This window comes from Anditalea andensis, assembly GCF_000714815.1.
Taxonomy (GTDB): domain Bacteria; phylum Bacteroidota; class Bacteroidia; order Cytophagales; family Cyclobacteriaceae; genus Anditalea; species Anditalea andensis.
Window position 1 is genome coordinate 544,769 of the sequence record NZ_JMIH01000024.1, and the last position, 19,166, is coordinate 563,934.

The window sequence follows — 19,166 nt, forward strand, 5'->3', positions numbered from 1 at the left end:
TAGCCTATGGAAAGTCAACAAATCATACAACATAACATTTTGTACTCCTGTGCTTATCAAAAAGAACAGAGTTCTGAGCAATTTTTACCGGAACATAGTCTGGGTATTACATTGTCCGGTGAAGCTGAGTATTTTACCAATGAAGGTTCCTATATAGTGAAACCGGGTACCATAGGTTTGATGCGCAGGAACCAATTGGTCAAAAAATACAAAAAACCATCCCCAACTGGGGAACCCTTTAAAATGATAGGAGTGTTTTTTGACCAGAAAACTTTGAGGCAGTTCGCTTCGGAAAACAATATTGGTGAACAACATGCTTATCAGGGAAAATCAGTTATTCAGCTTTCCGGAAACCCGGTGATAAAAGGTTATTTTGATTCACTGATACCCTATGAAGGTCATCCCGAAAAACTCTCCTCAGTAATATGCGGACTTAAAACACGGGAAGCCATCGAGCTTTTATTGCAAAGTGATCCTTCCTTCCAAAACTTTCTTTTTGACTTCAGGGACCCCTATAAAATAGACCTGGAAAAATTCATGAACCTGAATTACCAATACAATGTGCCGATAGCCACTTTCGCTAAATTAACGGGTCGGAGCCTTTCTACCTTCAAAAGAGATTTTGTTAAGATTTTTGAAGCCACCCCTGAAAGATGGGTACAGCGGAAACGTTTGGAAATGGCGCATTACCTCATGGCGCAAAAGAAAAAAAGGCCTACCGATGTCTATCTGGAAGTGGGTTTTGAAAACCTTTCACATTTCTCCTTCGCTTTCAAAAACCATTATGGATTTGCACCGAGTGAGATCGGTACTTAGGCTGATCCTCATAGGCATTCCTATTCTTCATCATTCTATGTGAACGTATTAACAAACAAATAAGAACTTCTGACGAAAATAGCCAACAGTCATCCATTGTAACTTTGTGGTAATATTTAAAACAAAGAACATCAATGAAAAAAATTATTCTTGTATTAACAGTAGCGATGGCCTCCTTATCCAGTTGTGCCTATCGAGTCAAAATCGCCGGTCCGGAACAATTGGTCCATATGAGCCAAGAGGCCCAAGATTCACTCAGATCATTTAAGTATTACCGGTTCCCGCTTATCAACTTAAACGACAAGCAGAAGTTAATGGCCAGAGAACAATGGAATGCTTATGAAAACTGGATGTTGGAGGACATGCACCATCGTTTTGGATTCACCACAAGGGACACGGTAATCGCCAATGTAAAGGTAGCTATCATCCAACCGAATACCATTCAGCCCGGCAGAGAGAACATTATAGGGTTCCACCTACACGGTGGAGGATTTATGATGGGGACTCCTTATGAGAGAGCGGCCATGCTAATGGCCAATGAATACGGCTATACTGTATATTCCGTGGATTACCCATTGTCGCCCGAAGTAAAATACCCTGTAGCCATTGACGCATCCCTTGAGGTGTATAAAGCATTGGTCCATCGGTTTCCCGAAAAACAAATGGTAAGTTCATCCATATCAGGTGGTGGACAAATAATACAATCTATGCTTCTTAAAGCCCAAACTGAAAATCTCAGAATGCCTGATGCAAACGTATTGTTCACGCCTGCCCTGGACCTTAATTTCACAGGAAATGACTCTTATTACTTTAATGATGGGCGAGATGTGATTGCTTTAAAAAACAGCGCTGATAAACTCTTTAAAGATTTATATTTACCAGCCGCTGCTAACCTAAATGATCCGCAGGTATCACCGGTTTTTGCAGAATATAAGGATGATTTTCCTCCTACTATTTTGGCTACCGGAACCAGGGACCTTTTCCTAAGCATTTCGGTCCGGACTTTTTGGAAATTGAAAGAAGGAGGTGTCCCTACAGAACTTTTGGTCGGCGAAGGGGGCTGGCATGCCTATCAATACTATCCGGAAATACTTGAAGCCATAGCAGCCAGAAAAGCCGTGTACCAATTTTTAGATAAGTATTTAAAGTAATTGTTTAAGGATTAAGTATAAAAATATGCCTTTTATCCCCGATGCTGCCACAGAGTTTCTCTTTGATAATAAAGTTATCGGTAGCCATGAGCTGATTCAGGAGGGGATAGGTATAAGAGATTTCTCCGCATGGAAAAAAAGGTACGGTCGAAGGGAAGTATGGGGTAGACGGTTTAAGTGATGGTTTCCGCATACCGGTCCTTTCGCAGAGGGCTTTTATTAGCCATGCGGTGAAACCTCATTGATCTAAGCAAAAGCCGTATAATAGTACCCTTCACACCACTTTGTTCGGGACAAGGTGACGTCTGATGTAACGCTGTAAAGGAGATGGGTAACCATACAGGACACCACCGATAGGGCAGGTACAATATGAAATAGAAGTACATTTAATGTACAGCATGATTAAATACGAAATTTATGAAGCCGTTAATGCCGGACAGAAGGAGCATAAAAATCTCTTGACCGTAATTTTCATCCGAAAAAGAGTCCTATTCCTTCTCGGCAAATAGTAGGGAAGTACCATGATATCCGTATGTTCCGGTGGTGAAGGTGATGTGGGCGGTGCATTGATTTTTGTCCGTTCTCATAATTCCCGCTCCTGATAAGGCATTCCTTTCTGGTTTTCGCAGTAGGTCTTTAGGCTATATAGGAACATAGCCCAATTATAAGCACACCATCGATAATAATCAGTCAATTCTCTCCATTTATAGTGTTTCAGGAGCACGGTTGTGATATTGTCGTTTTGCGTTAGCTCAAATGATATCCCTGTCCCTTTCCATTCCTGATCTGAGGATATGCACTCCCATATTACCTTGCTGATTTCCTGCAGGTCTATGATTTTCATTTTGGTGAGGTAGCCTTCGTCAAAATCAAATTCATTGATAAATCCCCTCTCGGGTTTTACTTTTAACTTCATTGTCCATACCTTCCCTAAGCCTTCTTCTGATGTAAGTGCTGTATACACCGTTTCAATAGGTGATTTTATGTAGTTGATTTGTTCTATGCTTTCCATCTGTTGGTCTTTTCTATTAAATGATTTTGCCCATTTTATACTTCATCTTGTTTGAGATTGTATCCATTTCCGTTAACATAATAAAACCATTTAAAAATATAACCTTACCTAATTTTCTGTATAAAATACCTAATTATATGTGTTTTTATGGGTAATTCTGAAAATTTTATAGGCCTAATATGCTATATGCGAGTTTTTTACTGCTTTCAAGGTGCTCATTCTGTTCTTTATAAGTTTCCAGCATATTGATGTAAAAATAAGTACCATCTAAAAGAAAAAATATCTGGTTTGCGGTCTGGTCTGGATTTATACATTTGATCATTCCTGTTTCATTACACTCTTTGAGAAGTTCACTTAATTTAAGGCGAAGGATTTTATGGATCTTGCTGAATTTTTCACGGAATTTAGGTTCTCTGAAAACCATAGCATAGGCACTATAATATACACCATCATCAAAAAGGTCATTCCAGTCTTTAGAAAACATTCTATTGATGAGGGAAGGTAACATTTGTGATGAATCTATTGCAGAATCATAGGTTTTTTCAAAAATTTTCAGGTATAATTCCAAACAGTGATTAATAAGGGCATTGACCAACTCATCCTTAGATTTATAATAATGGACAATCAGACTTGGCGGGATATCCAATGATTTTGCAATTTTAGCTATTGATGTGCTTTCCAACCCTTCTTTAATAGCTGTTTTATAAAATGCCTCTACTATTTCTTTTTTTCGAAGATCTGAAATGTTTGATAGTCCCATAAAAGCAAAGTAACTAAAAAAATATTTAATTTTAATAGTTGAATGAGTATTCAATTAATTGAATTAACATTAAATTAATTGAAAGTACGTATAGTTAATGATATCATAAAAATGGCTTATCCATAAAGTAAAGATCATAAACTTACTTTGCCCTACTTTAAAATCATCCTAAATCCGGGCAAATGAAAAATTTTTACAATGGAGTTTTACTTATGGTAATCATGTCTTTATTGGCATTGATTTTTCCAGAGCATTTATTAGCTCAAAATGTAACAGTATCGGGTACTGTAATAGATGAAGATGGAAATCCGATACCAGGAGTTTCAGTGTTGCTAAAGCATTCTTCGACAGGTGTAGTTACTGACTTGGAAGGCAAGTATAGCCTGGCGGTAATGGATCTTTCCAACTCACTTTTGTTTTCTTATATTGGATACCTGTCTGTCGAAGAAGTGATTGGCAACCGAAATATAATTGACATCCAATTGATACCGGATATAAAAGATCTTGAAAGTATTGTGGTAACTGCTTTGGGTGTTGAAAAAAATGTGAAATCCCTGGGTTATGCTGTCCAGGAAGTGGCTGGGGAAAAATTCACTAAAGCCCGAGAGCCCAATCTTATTAATTCTTTGACAGGGCAGGTTGCAGGCCTGCAAATAAATAATTCTACAGCTCTTTTTCAAGATCCGCAAATTTCACTGAGGGGAGCGAGGCCTTTAATCGTAATTGATGGAATACCAAGTACTGAAAATGATTTTTGGAAAATAAATGCCGATGATGTTGGAAGTATAAATGTACTTAAAGGAGCTACTGCCTCAGCACTCTATGGCGCTATAGGAAAAAACGGAGCTTTAATGATTACCACCAAAAGGGGTAGTGAAGGGACACGGGTCGAAATTAATTCAAGTACGATGTTTCAGCCTAGTTACCTAGTGATCCCTACTGTGCAGACTACCTATGGCAATGGCGATAATGGGCAGTACGCATATGTAGATGGATCAGGAAGCGGTACAGAAGGATTTGGTTGGATCTGGGGACCTCGATTGAACCAAATAGATCCATCCACTCCAAGCGGTTTTGTGGAAAGGCCCCAATATAATAGCCCAATAGATCCAGAAACAGGGCAGCGGATACCAATTCCATTTATTTCCCGTGGTGCTGATAACATCAGGAATTTTTTCCAGCAGGGTCTGATATCCACCAATAATGTTAACCTTACTAGCGGGAATGAGCAGGGAAATTACAGGATTTCAGCTTCCCACATTTATCAGAAGGGATTGGTCCCCAATACTGAACTTCATAATACCTCATTTTCTGTAGCGGGTAGCTATAGGCTTTCCACAAAAATTTCTGCAGATGCATCCATGACCTATAACAGACAGTATACCGAGAATTTTCCTGAAACACCATATGGGCCTGAAAATTACCTGTATAATCTAGTGTTATGGACAGGTACTGATGTAGATGTCAGGGATCTGAAAGAATATTGGGTGCCCGGCAGGGAAGGCTTTCAGCAGAAGCATTTTAATAATTCTTATTACAATAATCCTTATTTTCAGGCATACGAGTATCTGAGAGGTTATCATAAGGACAATACGTATGGACAGATTAAGTTGGATTATGATGCAACTGAAAATTTAAAGTTCACTGTCCGAACGGGTATGAATGTTTATGCCCTGGAAAGAACTGATAAAGAACCAAAAAGCTATGTTAAGTATGGTAGAGTCTCACGAGGGAATTTTTATATTAATAATTCCGCTCAGCTAAATATGAACACTGATTTATTTTTAAGTTATAGCAAAAATCTGGGTAACAATTTTGTGATCAATGCCAATGCAGGCGGATCAAACCGGTTTATTAGATTTAGGAGTGAAAGTCTGAATACAGATGGCCTTGCTATTCCTAATTTTTATAATGTAGCTAATTCCGAACAGCCGCTTTCCGGTTCCAATAGTTTGACCCGAGAACAGGTCAATTCGGCCTTTGGGACAGTGGATATTGAATTCATGAATGCCCTGTTTCTTACAGTAACCGGTAGAAATGATTGGGTTTCAACCCTCCCTGTCAGTAACAATTCGTTTTTTTACCCATCCATTACCTTTGCAGGAACCATATCCGATTTCCTTGATTTTCCGAGGCCAATTGATTTCGTAAAAGTGAGGACAGGTTGGTCGAGGGTTTCTGACGGAAGAATAAGACCTGCTAATGGATCCAACGCTATAAATCCCTATAGCCACATCCAGGCATTTAACCCGGGAGTGGTATGGGGAGGAAATCCATCATTGATATTTCCGAGTGCCCTGATCAATCCCGATATTCAACCTGAGACTTCTGACAGTTATGAGATAGGGATCGACACCAAGTTTTTAAGAGGAAGACTGGGGCTTGATTTGACTTATTATAGGATCCGGGATTTTAATAACCTGATCTCAGTACCAGTTTCCCAAGCCTCGGGTTTTACTACCAGACTGGAAAATGGTGCCGAATTTACCAGAAAAGGCTGGGAACTGATGATAAATGCTACACCGATACTGAGAAATGATTTTTCCTGGAACATAAACTTAAACTGGAGTACCTATCAAAGGATACTTTCTGAAAGCTTTGATGGTTCAGATAGGTTTGGAAATATTCTGGTGGGAGAAAGGACAGACCAGATATTTTCTGCCAGCCAATACCAAAGAACACCTGACAACAGGTTAATCATAGGCCAGAACGGATATCCAATTAGAGATCCTTATCAGAGAATGATGGGATTCACCAATCCCAAATACATATTTGGTATTCAAAACACTATTAATTACAAGAACGTAACGTTAGGTTTTGGATTTGATGGCAGAATTGGGGGAACAATATATTCGCAAACACACGAAAAAATGTGGTGGGGAGGCACTCACCCAGGTTCGGTCAACCAGTTTAGGGAAGATGCTAACAATGGTTTAGCCACCTACGTGGCAGATGGTGTAGTAGTAACAGGTGGTAATGTTTCTTTTGATGCATTCGGTAATATATTAGAAGATTCCAGAACTTATGCAGAAAATGAAAATGCTGTAAATTACATCGACTGGAACAAAACCACATTAAATGCTGAGTATACCCACTTCTTTGACGCTTCATTTGTCAAACTGAGAGAGCTCAGTCTCACCTATCATTTGCAAGCTGCCTTTTTAAATAGATCCTTCCTTCAAAATGCTTCAATATCTTTGGTGGGTAGGAACCTGATGCTATGGTCAAATCTAGAGGACATCGATCCTGATTCTGGAGTAGATAATTTACAAACGCCATCAGTGAGAAATATTGGATTCAATATCAATCTAAGTTTTTAAACCCTTGAAAATGTGATTTCTTATTAAACCACGCATGACCGAAGTTTATCCTACACTGAGATGCCCCCATATTGCCCTGATGACTAATGGGGTATATCAGGGGACCACCTTAGATCCACATAACATTGAAAAAACATTATCTGATGAAAACATATAATAGAGTTATAAGTATAATAATACTGTTTGGTATGATGGCTTGCGAATCTTTTGAAGATTTACAGTTAGACCCTAATAGACCAGTTCAGGCTGAACCCAGTTTATTGCTTACTGCCATAGAAGTGGATGCTTTTTCCACTGTGCAGGTTAGTGCCGCATTGGCCAGCAGACAATTGATCTTTACCAATAGTGCTTCTGACAACCAATATTATGGCTGGCAGAGAGCAAGTTTTGCCGACTATGATCAACTCAGGCAAGTAGCTAAATTGACAGTAGAGGCAGAAAGAACAAGCAATGATAGTTATAAGGCCCTGTCCCTTTTTTTCAGATCTTATTATATTATAAAGCTGACCAATACATTTGGTGACATACCTTTCACTGAATCGACTAAAGGAGAAGCAGGTAATTTTAAACCTGAATATGATACCCAGGAAAGTATATTCATACAGGTTTTGTCAGATCTAAAAACAGCTAATTCTCTGCTTACGGCTGATTCAGGAGATATTTTGGGAGATATAATTTATCAGGGAAATATTTTGAAATGGAAAAAGCTTATCAACTCCTTTTCCCTTAGGGTTCTAATGAGCATGTCCTTAAAAGAAAATAATTCTGTCATTGATATTAAGGGCAAATTTGCTGAAATATTCTCTAACCCTGAGATGTTTCCTCTATTCGAAAGTAATATGGATAATGGCGCCTTACAATACCTGGACGTAGAAGGAAACAGATATCCGTTTTTCAATTCAAATGACCTTCGTACTGCATATTATATGGAAAAGAGTTTTGTGGATAAGCTAAAAAGGAATAGGGATCCCAGATTATTTGTCTATGCCGACAGGGACAATAATGGCAGACAGCTTCAAGAAACCAATCCTGTAGCCTATAACGGTTTGGAAGGGGCGGCACCACTGTCAGAAAATACCAACCTGATATTGTCAGGAACAGGGTCGCCGATAGACAGTCGTTACTATAATGATCCCATAAATCAGCCCTCCCTACTCATGGGGTATCCTGAATTGATGCTAACACTTGCAGAAGCAGCATATAGAGGGTGGATACCGGGAGATGCTGAGGAATTTTATCGAGAGGGAATAAGGGCCTCCATGGAATTCAATAATATCTCACCTCATGAAACAGAAGCATACCTTGACCATCATATGAACAGTTATGTAACTGCAGAAGGGCTACGGTTGATTTTGGAAGAAAAACATACATCGCTTTTTATGAATTCCGGTTGGGAATCTTTTTACAATCAAAGAAGGACGGGTATTCCTGAATTGAGCCTTTCCAATCAAATCATCAATCCCGGAGGAATTCCTAAACGCTGGATGTATCCTCAAGAAGAAATACAATTAAATCTCCAAAATATGAATGAAGCACTTCAACGTCAATTTGGGGGGCAGGATAATGTAAATGCTGTCATGTGGCTGCTTCGGCAATAAAAGGTAAAATCAGCACACCGTATTCTATTGATGTATCCAATTTTAAATTTTTATGGGAAAAATATTTTTGATGGGTATCATTGGACTTATCATAAATTCAATGGTGCTGGCTCAGGAAAAGCCAAAAAAAGCGGTCTTTATCATTTTAGATGGGATCTCATATGATGTAATCCAACAGGTGGAAACACCTCATATAGATAGGATTGCTGCGGCAGGTGGTTTTTCAAAAGCTTATGTAGGAGGAGGAAGGGGAAGCTATTCTGAAACACCTACTATTTCGGCAGTAGGTTACAACAGTCTTTTGACAGGAACATGGGTAAACAAACATAATGTTTTTGATAACGATATTCAAAGACCCAATTACAATTATTGGACGGTTTTCAGGTATCTAAAAGAAGCTATGCCTTCAGCTCATCTAGCCATATTTTCTACTTGGCTGGATAATAGGACCAAATTGATAGGTGAGGGTATGGCTGCTACCGGAAATTACTTTCTGGATTATTCCTATGATGGATTTGAATTGGACACGATATTATATCCGCATGATCCAGAAAAAAAATATATATCAGAAATTGATGAAAAAGTAAGTAAAGAAGCATCCCGGTATATTTTGGAAAACGGTCCAGACTTAAGCTGGGTATATCTAGAATATCCTGATGATATGGGGCATCGGTTTGGAGATGGTTCAGAGTTATATGATGCTGTGAAAGAAGCAGATCGTCAGACCGGTAAAATATATGATTCCGTATTGGAGAGAATAGATAGAGGTGAAGACTGGTTAGTTATCGTCACTACCGATCATGGGAGACAACCTGATACGGGATTACATCATGGAGGTCAATCAGACAGAGAAAGGGATATATGGATATCTACTAATGCTAATGGGCTGAATGATTATTTTAAAAATCAGCAAGTTGCTATTGTTGATATACTTCCCACACTACTCAGACATTTTCAAATATCAGTTCCGGAAGAAAACATAAATGAAATAGATGGGGTATCCCTTATTGATTCTATTTCAGTATACCACCCTAAGATAGAAAAAAATGATAATGAAATAATTTTTAAATGGGCATTTATGGGGGAAGAAACAGAAGATATAGAAATTTGGGGTGCATATACCAATAAGTTTAGGCAAACAGGCGAAGAAGATAAATACCATTTATTCGGAAAAGTAAAAGGTAGTAAAGGAACATATTCAATACCGATTTCGAACCTTCAAAAGGAGCAAGTAAAAATTCTGTTCAAGGGAAAGAGAAATACTGTGAATAAATGGATAGTAAATAAAAAATAATAATGGCAGACCTTAAGTTTTGGATGGATGGTTTTGGATGGCTGGGAGCGTTGTGCTTTCTGGCTTCCTACTATTTGCTTGTGACTAAAAAATGGAAATCTACCAGTTATAGATATCATATCGCGAATCTAATTGGAGCAGTTTTTTTGTTGACCAATACCTTGTATGATGTATCCTATCCTAGTGTCTTTATAAATGGATGTTGGGCAGGTATAGCATTAATAGGTATGGTGGTAGATAGAAAACAAAAATAAGGTTGTTTCTCATGATCAAAGGATTGCCCCCTTTAATGTCAGCATAAAGTCTATATCACCTAAAAGACCGATACCTTGAAGGGGTTAGAAGGTCCGTAGATTTCCCTATTAATGATGAGTTAAACTACTGGTGGTGATTTGTCTTATTGACTTTTTAGATTTTAACAGCCCCGGCATGAATCCACCATCTTGACATCATCTGTATTTCTTAAGAATAATGGCTTATAAGGAATGGAAGAGATATTTAACTTTTAAAATATATTGCCTATATGTGTTTTTATACAAAAAATACTCTGTGGATCTGGACATCAATCAGGACTTTTCTATTGGGCTAAAAATTAGGGGTAGGCTTGTCTCATTTTCAGCTTTGGTGAGTTTATGAATCCTGTAACCCAAAATTCCTGCATTTATGTCTATTGAAGCATGCAAAATTATAGCTATCCAGATATTTTCTGTAAAATAGTAAATGGTAGAAAACAGCATACCCAAAATAAACGAACTGATTATATTGGCCTTTCCGGTTCCGATATGTGTAATTGCAAAAATTGAATTTGTCAGAATAAACGCGGTTACCAGGCTTGCGTTTTCTCTCAGAAACTCAAAAAGGAACAAGCGAAATAGCATTTCTTCACAAACTCCCGCACTAAAAGAAAGGAACAAAAACCATTTTAGTTCTTTGTCAGTTTTAGGTAAATAGTGATAAATGTCTTTGAGTTTTTCTTTGACAGCGCTTGCGTTATCTGCCGTAACTTTTGTTGTTGTGTATTGGAAATAGGCAAAACCCAAAATTAAGATGATCAGTCCGATGTTTATTAAAGAAAATTTGGGGTAAAAATGAAGGGCCGGCTGTTTGTAGACGATATAATTGATTAAAATTATAAATGTTAAGCTCCAAAATATGATTAAAGTCTGTTTATAGTCTGCCAAACGGTATCTGCTGTCCAGATTGATATTGGCATTTACCTTTTGATAAGTCAATAAAATGTATAAAGGAAAAATTATTCCGACTAGGGCTACTATGATTATGGTCAAGTTTATTGCCATCGTGTACTTTTTTATGTTCTTTTTGACTGACCTCCTAAGGTCCTCGGCTAATAAACTTGGGCCTTTTGGAGCTATTAACTCTTTGCCCGAAAGAAAGGTAGCCGAGAAGAAAGAGGCCTTCTGAAACTATTGAGAGAGCCATGTTGGCTTAGGTGCTGATGGCAGCTGCCCTACTTTCATATTATTTCTTGACAGCTATGATTATCCCAGTTGCCCAATTCAGTTTCGTCAATTTCAAATCGCTTCGGCGTTCTAAATGTTGCACGAAATTAACCGCTTTTTCCTGATGTCCTTCGGGCCAGTTTGGCTGCGGCATCATATCATCTACAATGTAAAATCCACCTTCTTTTAACATATCCAATACTTCATCTAAAAGCAAATATTTCCCATGCCAAGTATCAGCGAAGATGTAATCAAATCTTTGGTCCAGATTATTATATACCCAATCTTCACCGTCAGAAAGGATTAATTGCAGTCTGTCATCATTCCCTAAATGTTTTTTAGCAATTTCTAAAAGGGTTCCGTCATTATCAACTGAAATTAAAGTAGAATTATTATCCATACCATCTAGTATCCAGGCTGTTGAGAGCCCAGTACCTGTCCCAAGCTCAAGGAATTTTCCCGATGGTTTTGAAGCCGCGAGAAGTTTGAGCAAGGAACAGGTCAATTGGTCGGAGGACATTGTAAAACCATTTTCTTTTGTTGCCTTATCAATGTCAAAGTATGCTTCTGGGATTTTTTGATTCATCTTGTCTGTCATTTTCTATTTTGTTAATATAAAATCCGCATTGGTCTGTTATCCCTGGTTGCCGCCTACGTGTTTGGTTTAGCCGAAGCCGGAAGTTTTTAATATAAATTTTAATCGAATAATGAAAATTGGATTACGATCATATGTTCCGTCAAAGCCGCTTAGCCTCCATTTTGCCTCTACCTGGTGCTAGCCTTGAATAGTGAATATAGGTCAAAAAATTGACCGTTCCAACAGGTAAAATACAGGCACTTATAAAAACAAAAAAAATGGTAGCAATGGGAATAAATCCCCCTTGAACACACCGTCAAACTCCTGAAGCCTTGCAAGATATGGTGCGGAATTATTCATCATTTTTTATTATTGTCGCCATTCCTGCTTTTAAGCACCTGGAATAAATCTGTAGATAATTTTAAGACCATGAACTTTTGTGTTTCATGCCGGTAGGATATCCTTCTTATTGCTTTCCTCTGGAAATTTCACCTTCATTTAGATAGTTTACCAAAGTGTTTTTCACAGTTTATTCATGTAGAAATACCCGCTCTGTGGTTCAGTGTTTTTTCCACACGTAATAATTGCTCTATTTCTTGTTGATGGCTATGTTGAGTTTCCTCAGTATAGCGTCTCAAATCTCCAAACCTAGGCACTCATTAAGTTATCCACTGGATTAACCGGCGCTATATTTATTATAAACTGTCTTTTTACGCTGGTGAATTTCAGAATAATTATATAGGATTAGGTTTGCCTTAATGAAGGTTTCGTGGATCTTTTGATCACACGCTGCTATCTGGGCTATATAGATCCTATAGGCATCATATGCCTGTTTCAGTTTGATCAGACTTGTTTCCGCATAAAAGCCTTCCTGTGTTTATAATCTGTTTTTGATGTATTTCTTTAGTTTTATTATTGCGTGATAATTCTCTCTAAATGTCGATTAAGCGTTTAGAAGGTGGATCTAAATTGTACGGGAGTTATTCCGGTTTTCATTTTAAACAACCGACTGAAACTTTGCGAATGTTCAAAACCCAGTTCGTATGCTATTTGGCTGATGGACAAATCTGTTGCCCATAGTTTTTCTTTTGCTTTTTCGATTAACTTCATATGAATGTACTGTTGCGCACTTTGCCCGATAAGTGATCTAAGTAAATCACTCAGATATCCTGGAGAAACGTTTAGTTTATCAGATAGGTACTGCACCGTGGGAACTCCATCATTTTCTGATTGCTGACTGTTGAAATACTCATCGATTAGGGCTTCTGTTTTTTGAAGAATGTCATTGTTGACAGCCCTGCGGGTAATGAATTGACGTTTGTAAAATCTATTAACATAGCTTAAAAGCAGTTCTATATGGGCTACCATCACTTCTTGGCTAAATTCATCCACTCGGCTCATGAGTTCTTGGTTCATACTGGTGTAAACGGACAGGATGATCTCCTTTTCCTTTTCGGATAAATGGAGCGCTTCGTTCATAGAATAGGAAAAGTAATCATACTGCTTTATCTTTTTGGCCAAAGGGTAGCCTAAAAGGAAATCGGGATGTATCAGTAAAATATATGCATGGGTATCTTTATTATATTCTGTCGTCCCTACCAATTGGTTTGGGGCTATAAACAGCATACTACCTTCATTATAATCATAGTAATCCCGTCCATATTTTAATTTTCCGCCGTTTTTAGTGATGAAAGTTATTTTATAGAAATTCAATACATCATAAATAGGGGCCATATCTGTATTGAATGGGTAGCCTTCATCAAAATGGATCAGGCTTATTAATGGATGCTGTGGTTTAGGCAAACCAAAAGCCTCATGGCTTTCCGTTATAGAAATAAAACGAATGATATTACCCTCTCTTTTTTTCATCAGAAATATTTGTTTTTATTAAAACGCCTGAAAAACCCATTTCATCCATTATTTTCATAAATACACCAAAAGATTAATCTTATAAATTTTAAAAGAAGTTTATGACTCTAATGTTACCCGAATTATTTAAACCATGCTGGATTCTACCAGGGAATAATGTTGTCGGATCCTGAGAAATTTCGGGGCCCTGTAAAGCTTCCCGATGGGATATCTTCTGCCAATGCCACCCGTATAGGTTCCTTAGAGCCTTCTTCTACCGTATCGGTCCCCTGAAAATTATTCAGTGCCGTGGCCGTAAAACCCGGACTTACTAAATTTACTTTGATTCCTGAATCCTCTAATTCGATCGCCAAGGACAGGAAAATACCGTTGAGTGCTGTTTTAGATGCTCCATAGACAGCGTCGAATGATTTACGGTAAGGATTTGAAGTATCTGAGTTTATCGTAAGAGATCCTAATGCGCTCGAAACGGTCACTATGCGAGGGGCAGATGCCTTTCGTAATAATGGTAAAAAAGCCTGCGTCACTGCTAGCGTACCAAATACATTGGTATCCCAAACGGTACGCATCTCACTGAGCGAGGCCACACTGGGCAACTGTGCTCCAAGGGTTTCTTCCATCGTACGTCCCGGACTTCCTGCACTCGATATTGCGGCGTTATTGACCAATAATGTAAGATAACCAAATTCACTTTCTATTAGCTTAAATGCTTCATCGATCGAATGGCTAGCTGTAATATCCAGCTGGATAGCTTTTGCCATGTCACCGATTTCGGCAGCGGCTGTTTCCCCTTTTTTCAAATTACGGGATCCTACATAAACATTGTAGCCGTTAGCTGCAAGAGCCTTGGCTATTTGAAAACCTACGCCGGTATTGGCTCCAGTAACTAGTGCTGTTTTCTTTTCGTCTTTTTTCATGTTCTATATATTTTATAAAACAAATGTCTGCAATTACTTTTAAGTGCATGTAGCTGAATCGGGGATAGTTGTAACCAAATCAAGGATGCTGTTTTTTTGAATTTTTACTATATATAAATTCCTTGAGCCATTTATTTTTCAGAATACAATAGAAAAGCTGCAGATGAAATTATGCTGCCTTGAACGATTTTAAAACAGGGACACCTGAATTTTTAGTCAGATGGTCCCCTTGTTTTTGAATTCAACGATTCTGCAGGGGTTTGAGTTTTGATATTGCACCTCCCATGGTGTCATAAGCTGGAGGAGGAGCAAAAACACTTACTGTAAAAGTTTCAATACTCTAATACACAAACCTTTCAGATAGCTCTCCATACTGGAGCTGGGATGGGTTCAATCCTACTTTCAGGAACTACAGCATCTGCCCTCCAGAAATTTCTATCCGCTGTGCCGTAATCCATTTTGCTTCGTCAGTACATAAAAATGCAACGACACTTCCTATATCTGATGGCAGTCCTACACGGCCCAATGCGGTTTGGGAGGCTATATGATTATTCATATCGGCATTGTCCCGCACCATTCCGCCGGCAAAGTCGGTCTCGATTGCACCAGGTGCTACGATGTTTACACGAATTCCCCGGCTGCCCAGATCCTTGGCGAGGTATTTTGTCAGGTTTTCCATAGCTGCTTTAGTGGAGGCGTATGCGGGATAATACGGTAATATAATACGGGTCAATCCAGTCGATATATTTACAATACCCCCACCGTCATTCATATAAGGCATTGCTTTTTGGGTTAGGAAGAAAGGTCCCTTAAATTGGATATTTATCAAAGAATCAAACTGTTCCTCTGTTGTTTCTGCAAACGCTGCTGTTACACCGATGCCGGCATTATTGACTAAGAAGTCAAACTTGTCTGTACTAAATGTAGCAGATAGTCTACTAACAAGTTCACTGAAAAAGGAATCGAAACTTTTGGTATTACCCGTATCCAGTTGTAATGCAAAACACCTACGTCCCATTTCACCAATTTCTGAAACTACACGCTCGGCTTCCTCCTTTTTGCTGTGATAAGTCAGGATGACATCCAATCCTTTTTTGGCGAGGTTCAAGGCCATATCTTTTCCCAATCCCCGGCTTCCGCCTGTAACCAATGCTATTTTGTTCATATTCATTATCGTTAGCGTTAAACTTTATATCATGCAAAGCTAAAGGACCAGAACAATATATCAGTTGCGATTACTAAAGGGATACTTGCAAAAATCAAATCATCACCCCGGCACGGAACTTCAATGGGCTATCGCCGACATGTTTTTTAAAGAAGTTGGAAAAGTGTGCTGTTTCTTCAAAACCAAGACAATCCGCAATAACTGTTACGGGCCAGTCAGTTTTACTCAATAAGGTCTTGGCTTCTTCGGCAATGCGCAAATTGATGAACTGTTTTGTGGTAAACGAAGTCTCTTCCTTCAGCGTTTTATTAAGGTGGTTGGTGTGAATGGCAAGTCTGCTGGCATAATCTTCGGCTTTCCGCAGTTGTAGGCTTTGTCGGGGGTTTTCTATGGGAAATTGGCGTTCTAGAAGCTCAATAAAAAGGCCAACTATACGTTTACTGGCCGTTAGTCCACTTCCTTTAGGCCGTTTAGGCATCAACTTTTGCCCGTTGTAAATGAGCTCCGACACATAATTTCTCAGCAACTCATACCGATACTCATAGTCAGAGGCCAACTCGGACTGCATCTTTTGGTAGATAAGGGTAAAAGACTCATAATCCGCTTTGCTGATTTCAAATACCGGGGTAGCATTCTGACTGAATACAGTAAGGTTTTCCATTTTTTCCCAGATCATTTCAGGTGCTAAAAAATCATAGGTAAACACACAGAAATAGCCTGACTGATCATCACCAGTAGGATTGAAATTATAGGGGATTTTTGGGGTAGCAAATAATAGTCCGTATGCTTTAATTTCCAAGGTCTTATCGGCGTACTCCACTGTGCTGCTCCCTTTTATAAGGCTAATTTTAAAATAGGTGCGTTTATCGTAAGGCATTTCAGGGGAATTTGCCATACGCTTACGCACTTTTTCAATTTCAAACACATTGAAATGTCCCAATAGATCTGTAGCTATATGGGGATTGTCCGTCTTGATTTGGGCATAAAATTCAGAAAGGGAAATAGCATGCTTCATAGGACAAAATTACAAAAAATAAACAATTGGGGATCTGCCTGTCAGGCTAATTTGACAAATATCTTGACCATTGGTTTTATCGCAGTAGTGAATCGGCTACTGGGATTACAGGAATGAATACACTACTTAAGCTGGATAAATTTCAAGAGCTGTTATTTTCAATATATGTTAAGCCGATGGGCTAATGCATGGTGGATATTTCCCACTATTCAGCTGTTGCCGGAGCTGGCTCTGTTCGATTATCTTATCAGTTCCACATCAGGTGCTTGGCCATATCATTTGTGTCATCCTAAATGTTAGCCATTGCAGTTTTAATAGTGGGGTTATGGTTAGATGATGATATGTTGACTATAGGAGGAATAATACCATGTGGCCATTCGGATATAGAAAGGGTTTTTGGATTTTTCTTTAAATTTCATGACCATTTTAATCCTACACGCCCTGTACATATAAGAGTAGAAAACAATGCCGGGATTAATTAAATGCCAAAACTATATTTAATTGATAATAATACTCTTCCAGTATGACTCCAGGTTTTCCTGCTGGTCCAAAGGATTAATGCTAATCATAAAAACTCATTTTTTTTAAGCAGGATAAGTTTTTATCATAATATCATCAAACATCTTTTCATCAATCTTATACTTTACCGTTACCCTAAATCCAATTATCGCATTGAAAACAAACTCGGCAGTAGATCTTGGACCGTACCATCCCCGGTTTCTTGACAAGCTGCTTAAAGAATTGGATAAGAATCGGGAAGGGATTTTATAGACCACTGCTTTTCACTCTTTAAAATTCCTATTGCTATAGGATGGGTGTTTTTATATAAGCCGGGTCAGTTGAATGACCTTCTGAACTCCAGCGGAGATTGCAGCGTCTTGGTCTTGAAAAACTTGCTGAAACTCTGTGGATGTTCAAATCCCAATGCGTAGGCAATCTCACTGATGGATAGTTCGGAGGTCGATAATTTTTCTTTGGCTTTTTCAATCAACTTATCATGTATGGCCTGTTGGGTGCTCTGACCTGTCAATGTTTTGAGCAAACCCCTCAAATAATTGGGGGAAATGTTAAGCTGATCCGAAATATATTGTACCGTAGGCAGTCCTGTGCTTACCAGATCTTCATTATTAAAATAATCCGAAAGCAGTCTCTCTAAACGGTCAAGGATTTGATGGCTGCTTATTTTTCGGGTGATGAACTGTCGTTGGTAAAAGCGGTCAGCATAGTTTAACAAGGTTTCCAAATGCGAAACAATGATGTCTTGGCTGAATTTATCAATATTGGCGTGATATTCATTTTTGATATTTTCTACTATGCCATTGATAAGCATTTCTTCTTTTTCGGAAAGGAACAGGGCCTCATTTACGGAATAGTCAAAGTATTCATACTTCTTTATCCTGTTGGCCAGCGATGTGCCCCATAGAAAATCAGGGTGGATGAACAACATCCAACCCTCAAGATTAGTAGGCATACCCGTCTCATCGCCGCGCAAAATTTGCCCGGGTGAAAAAAAAGCCATCAAGCCTTCATCAAAATCATATTTTTGTTGCCCGTAAATCAGTTTGTCGCAACCTCTTTTCATCGATATGACATACAGGTCAAATCGTATCGCTCTTATTTTCGGATCATCTTTCAGTTCCGAAGCATCTATTATTCCGATAAGGGGATGATGGGGCTTTGGAAGCCCCATCAAACGGTGAATTTCCGTTATGGATTGTATGTTATATGGTTTTGAATTTGCCATACCTAAAATTAGCTAATTATATTTTTAAACGGATATTTAAGCCCTATCATGATCAAAGGGAGTGCTAAGAACGGGATTTCTATCAAAGCTATTTTGTAGTTACCTGCTCTCAGGGCTAACGACATTATCAAAACGATGGAGATTGCATTCAGTACATTGCCCAGGAAAAATGTTTTCGGTATCAGTAGCAATACACCTATCACGATGGTCAAAAGACCAAGGTAAGGAATTAGTGCTTCGCCAATCCCTAATTCATTCATCATTTTTAATGAGGCAGGATTTTTTTGGTAGTTAAATGAGTCCCATCCGTGTTTGAATGACAGAAAGACCGACATCAATAATAGTAGTAAGGCTATGATATTTTTCATTTCTAGATATTTGTTTTTAATGGCCAGAACTTGCCCCGTACCGGAGGTAGGGATGGAACCGTGATTTGATAATCATTCCTCTTTAAGAGGTTTTTCCCAT

The 19,166-nt window shown here is 38.6% G+C and carries 19 protein-coding genes; 9 read left to right on the forward strand and 10 right to left on the reverse strand.

Annotation, left to right across the window (positions count from 1 at the left end; all coding sequences use genetic code 11):
• The first annotated feature begins 6 nt into the window (after positions 1–6).
• The 3 genes from EL17_RS18665 to EL17_RS23605 all read left to right on the forward strand — a co-directional run bounded on the left by EL17_RS18665 (position 7) and on the right by EL17_RS23605 (position 2,148).
• Complete coding sequence (locus tag EL17_RS18665; protein WP_035077412.1) at positions 7–816, forward strand: helix-turn-helix domain-containing protein; 810 nt, start codon at positions 7–9, stop codon at positions 814–816.
• A gap of 134 nt (positions 817–950) precedes the next feature.
• Positions 951–1,967 (forward strand): alpha/beta hydrolase fold domain-containing protein, encoded by a 1,017-nt coding sequence (locus EL17_RS18670; protein WP_035077413.1) that lies wholly within the window; start codon positions 951–953, stop codon positions 1,965–1,967.
• Between the two features lie 25 nt (positions 1,968–1,992).
• The gene (locus tag EL17_RS23605; RefSeq protein WP_164675150.1) at positions 1,993–2,148 is read left to right on the forward strand and encodes a hypothetical protein; all 156 of its coding nucleotides are present in this window, start codon (positions 1,993–1,995) and stop codon (positions 2,146–2,148) included.
• A gap of 402 nt (positions 2,149–2,550) precedes the next feature.
• On the opposite strand, the gene EL17_RS18675 is transcribed toward EL17_RS23605, so the two are convergent.
• Together EL17_RS18675 and EL17_RS18680 are read right to left on the reverse strand one after the other, a co-directional pair.
• Positions 2,551–2,979, reverse strand: a complete 429-nt coding sequence (locus EL17_RS18675; RefSeq protein ID WP_035077421.1) for an SRPBCC domain-containing protein — start codon at positions 2,977–2,979, stop codon at positions 2,551–2,553.
• Between the two features lie 166 nt (positions 2,980–3,145).
• On the reverse strand, positions 3,146–3,739 hold the full coding sequence (locus EL17_RS18680) for a TetR family transcriptional regulator (RefSeq protein WP_035077423.1): 594 nt from the start codon (positions 3,737–3,739) through the stop codon (positions 3,146–3,148).
• Positions 3,740–3,921: 182 nt separating this feature from the next.
• Here EL17_RS18680 and EL17_RS18685 point away from each other — a divergent pair, with 182 nt between their 5' ends.
• The 4 genes from EL17_RS18685 to EL17_RS18700 all read left to right on the forward strand — a co-directional run bounded on the left by EL17_RS18685 (position 3,922) and on the right by EL17_RS18700 (position 10,205).
• A complete protein-coding gene (locus EL17_RS18685; RefSeq protein ID WP_035077424.1) occupies positions 3,922–7,059 on the forward strand; it encodes a SusC/RagA family TonB-linked outer membrane protein in 3,138 nt (1,045 codons plus the stop codon).
• Positions 7,060–7,202: 143 nt separating this feature from the next.
• Positions 7,203–8,657: a SusD/RagB family nutrient-binding outer membrane lipoprotein gene (locus EL17_RS18690; RefSeq protein ID WP_035077426.1), complete on the forward strand. Its 1,455-nt coding sequence runs from the start codon at positions 7,203–7,205 to the stop codon at positions 8,655–8,657.
• Between the two features lie 52 nt (positions 8,658–8,709).
• On the forward strand, positions 8,710–9,951 hold the full coding sequence (locus EL17_RS18695; protein WP_035077428.1) for an alkaline phosphatase family protein: 1,242 nt from the start codon (positions 8,710–8,712) through the stop codon (positions 9,949–9,951).
• 2 nt (positions 9,952–9,953) lie between these two features.
• Positions 9,954–10,205, forward strand: a complete 252-nt coding sequence (locus EL17_RS18700; protein ID WP_051720152.1) for a CBU_0592 family membrane protein — start codon at positions 9,954–9,956, stop codon at positions 10,203–10,205.
• Positions 10,206–10,517: 312 nt separating this feature from the next.
• Here the strand turns inward: EL17_RS18700 and EL17_RS18705 are convergent, their stop codons facing one another.
• From EL17_RS18705 to EL17_RS18730, 6 genes are all read right to left on the reverse strand, one after another.
• Complete coding sequence (locus tag EL17_RS18705; protein ID WP_051720154.1) at positions 10,518–11,249, reverse strand: CPBP family intramembrane glutamic endopeptidase; 732 nt, start codon at positions 11,247–11,249, stop codon at positions 10,518–10,520.
• 181 nt (positions 11,250–11,430) lie between these two features.
• The gene (locus tag EL17_RS18710) at positions 11,431–11,997 is read right to left on the reverse strand and encodes an O-methyltransferase (protein WP_240486022.1); all 567 of its coding nucleotides are present in this window, start codon (positions 11,995–11,997) and stop codon (positions 11,431–11,433) included.
• 942 nt (positions 11,998–12,939) lie between these two features.
• Positions 12,940–13,857: a helix-turn-helix domain-containing protein gene (locus EL17_RS18715; RefSeq protein WP_035077432.1), complete on the reverse strand. Its 918-nt coding sequence runs from the start codon at positions 13,855–13,857 to the stop codon at positions 12,940–12,942.
• 143 nt (positions 13,858–14,000) lie between these two features.
• Entirely contained in the window at positions 14,001–14,774 is a 774-nt protein-coding gene (locus tag EL17_RS18720) for an SDR family NAD(P)-dependent oxidoreductase (protein ID WP_035077434.1), read from the reverse strand.
• A gap of 409 nt (positions 14,775–15,183) precedes the next feature.
• Complete coding sequence (locus tag EL17_RS18725) at positions 15,184–15,939, reverse strand: SDR family NAD(P)-dependent oxidoreductase (protein WP_316932677.1); 756 nt, start codon at positions 15,937–15,939, stop codon at positions 15,184–15,186.
• Between the two features lie 94 nt (positions 15,940–16,033).
• Positions 16,034–16,954, reverse strand: a complete 921-nt coding sequence (locus EL17_RS18730; RefSeq protein ID WP_035077441.1) for a helix-turn-helix domain-containing protein — start codon at positions 16,952–16,954, stop codon at positions 16,034–16,036.
• A 165-nt stretch (positions 16,955–17,119) separates the two neighbouring features.
• Here EL17_RS18730 and EL17_RS24390 point away from each other — a divergent pair, with 165 nt between their 5' ends.
• On the forward strand, positions 17,120–17,254 hold the full coding sequence (locus tag EL17_RS24390) for a DUF4260 family protein (protein ID WP_164675151.1): 135 nt from the start codon (positions 17,120–17,122) through the stop codon (positions 17,252–17,254).
• Positions 17,248–17,436, forward strand: a complete 189-nt coding sequence (locus EL17_RS24200; RefSeq protein WP_035077444.1) for a DUF4260 family protein — start codon at positions 17,248–17,250, stop codon at positions 17,434–17,436. Before EL17_RS24390 ends, EL17_RS24200 begins: the two co-directional genes overlap by 7 nt.
• 353 nt (positions 17,437–17,789) lie before the next feature.
• Here EL17_RS24200 and EL17_RS18740 read toward each other — a convergent pair whose 3' ends face one another.
• The gene (locus EL17_RS18740) at positions 17,790–18,698 is read right to left on the reverse strand and encodes a helix-turn-helix domain-containing protein (RefSeq protein WP_035077447.1); all 909 of its coding nucleotides are present in this window, start codon (positions 18,696–18,698) and stop codon (positions 17,790–17,792) included.
• An 8-nt stretch (positions 18,699–18,706) separates the two neighbouring features.
• The gene (locus EL17_RS18745; protein WP_035077450.1) at positions 18,707–19,066 is read right to left on the reverse strand and encodes a hypothetical protein; all 360 of its coding nucleotides are present in this window, start codon (positions 19,064–19,066) and stop codon (positions 18,707–18,709) included.
• Between the last annotated feature and the right edge of the window lie 100 nt (positions 19,067–19,166).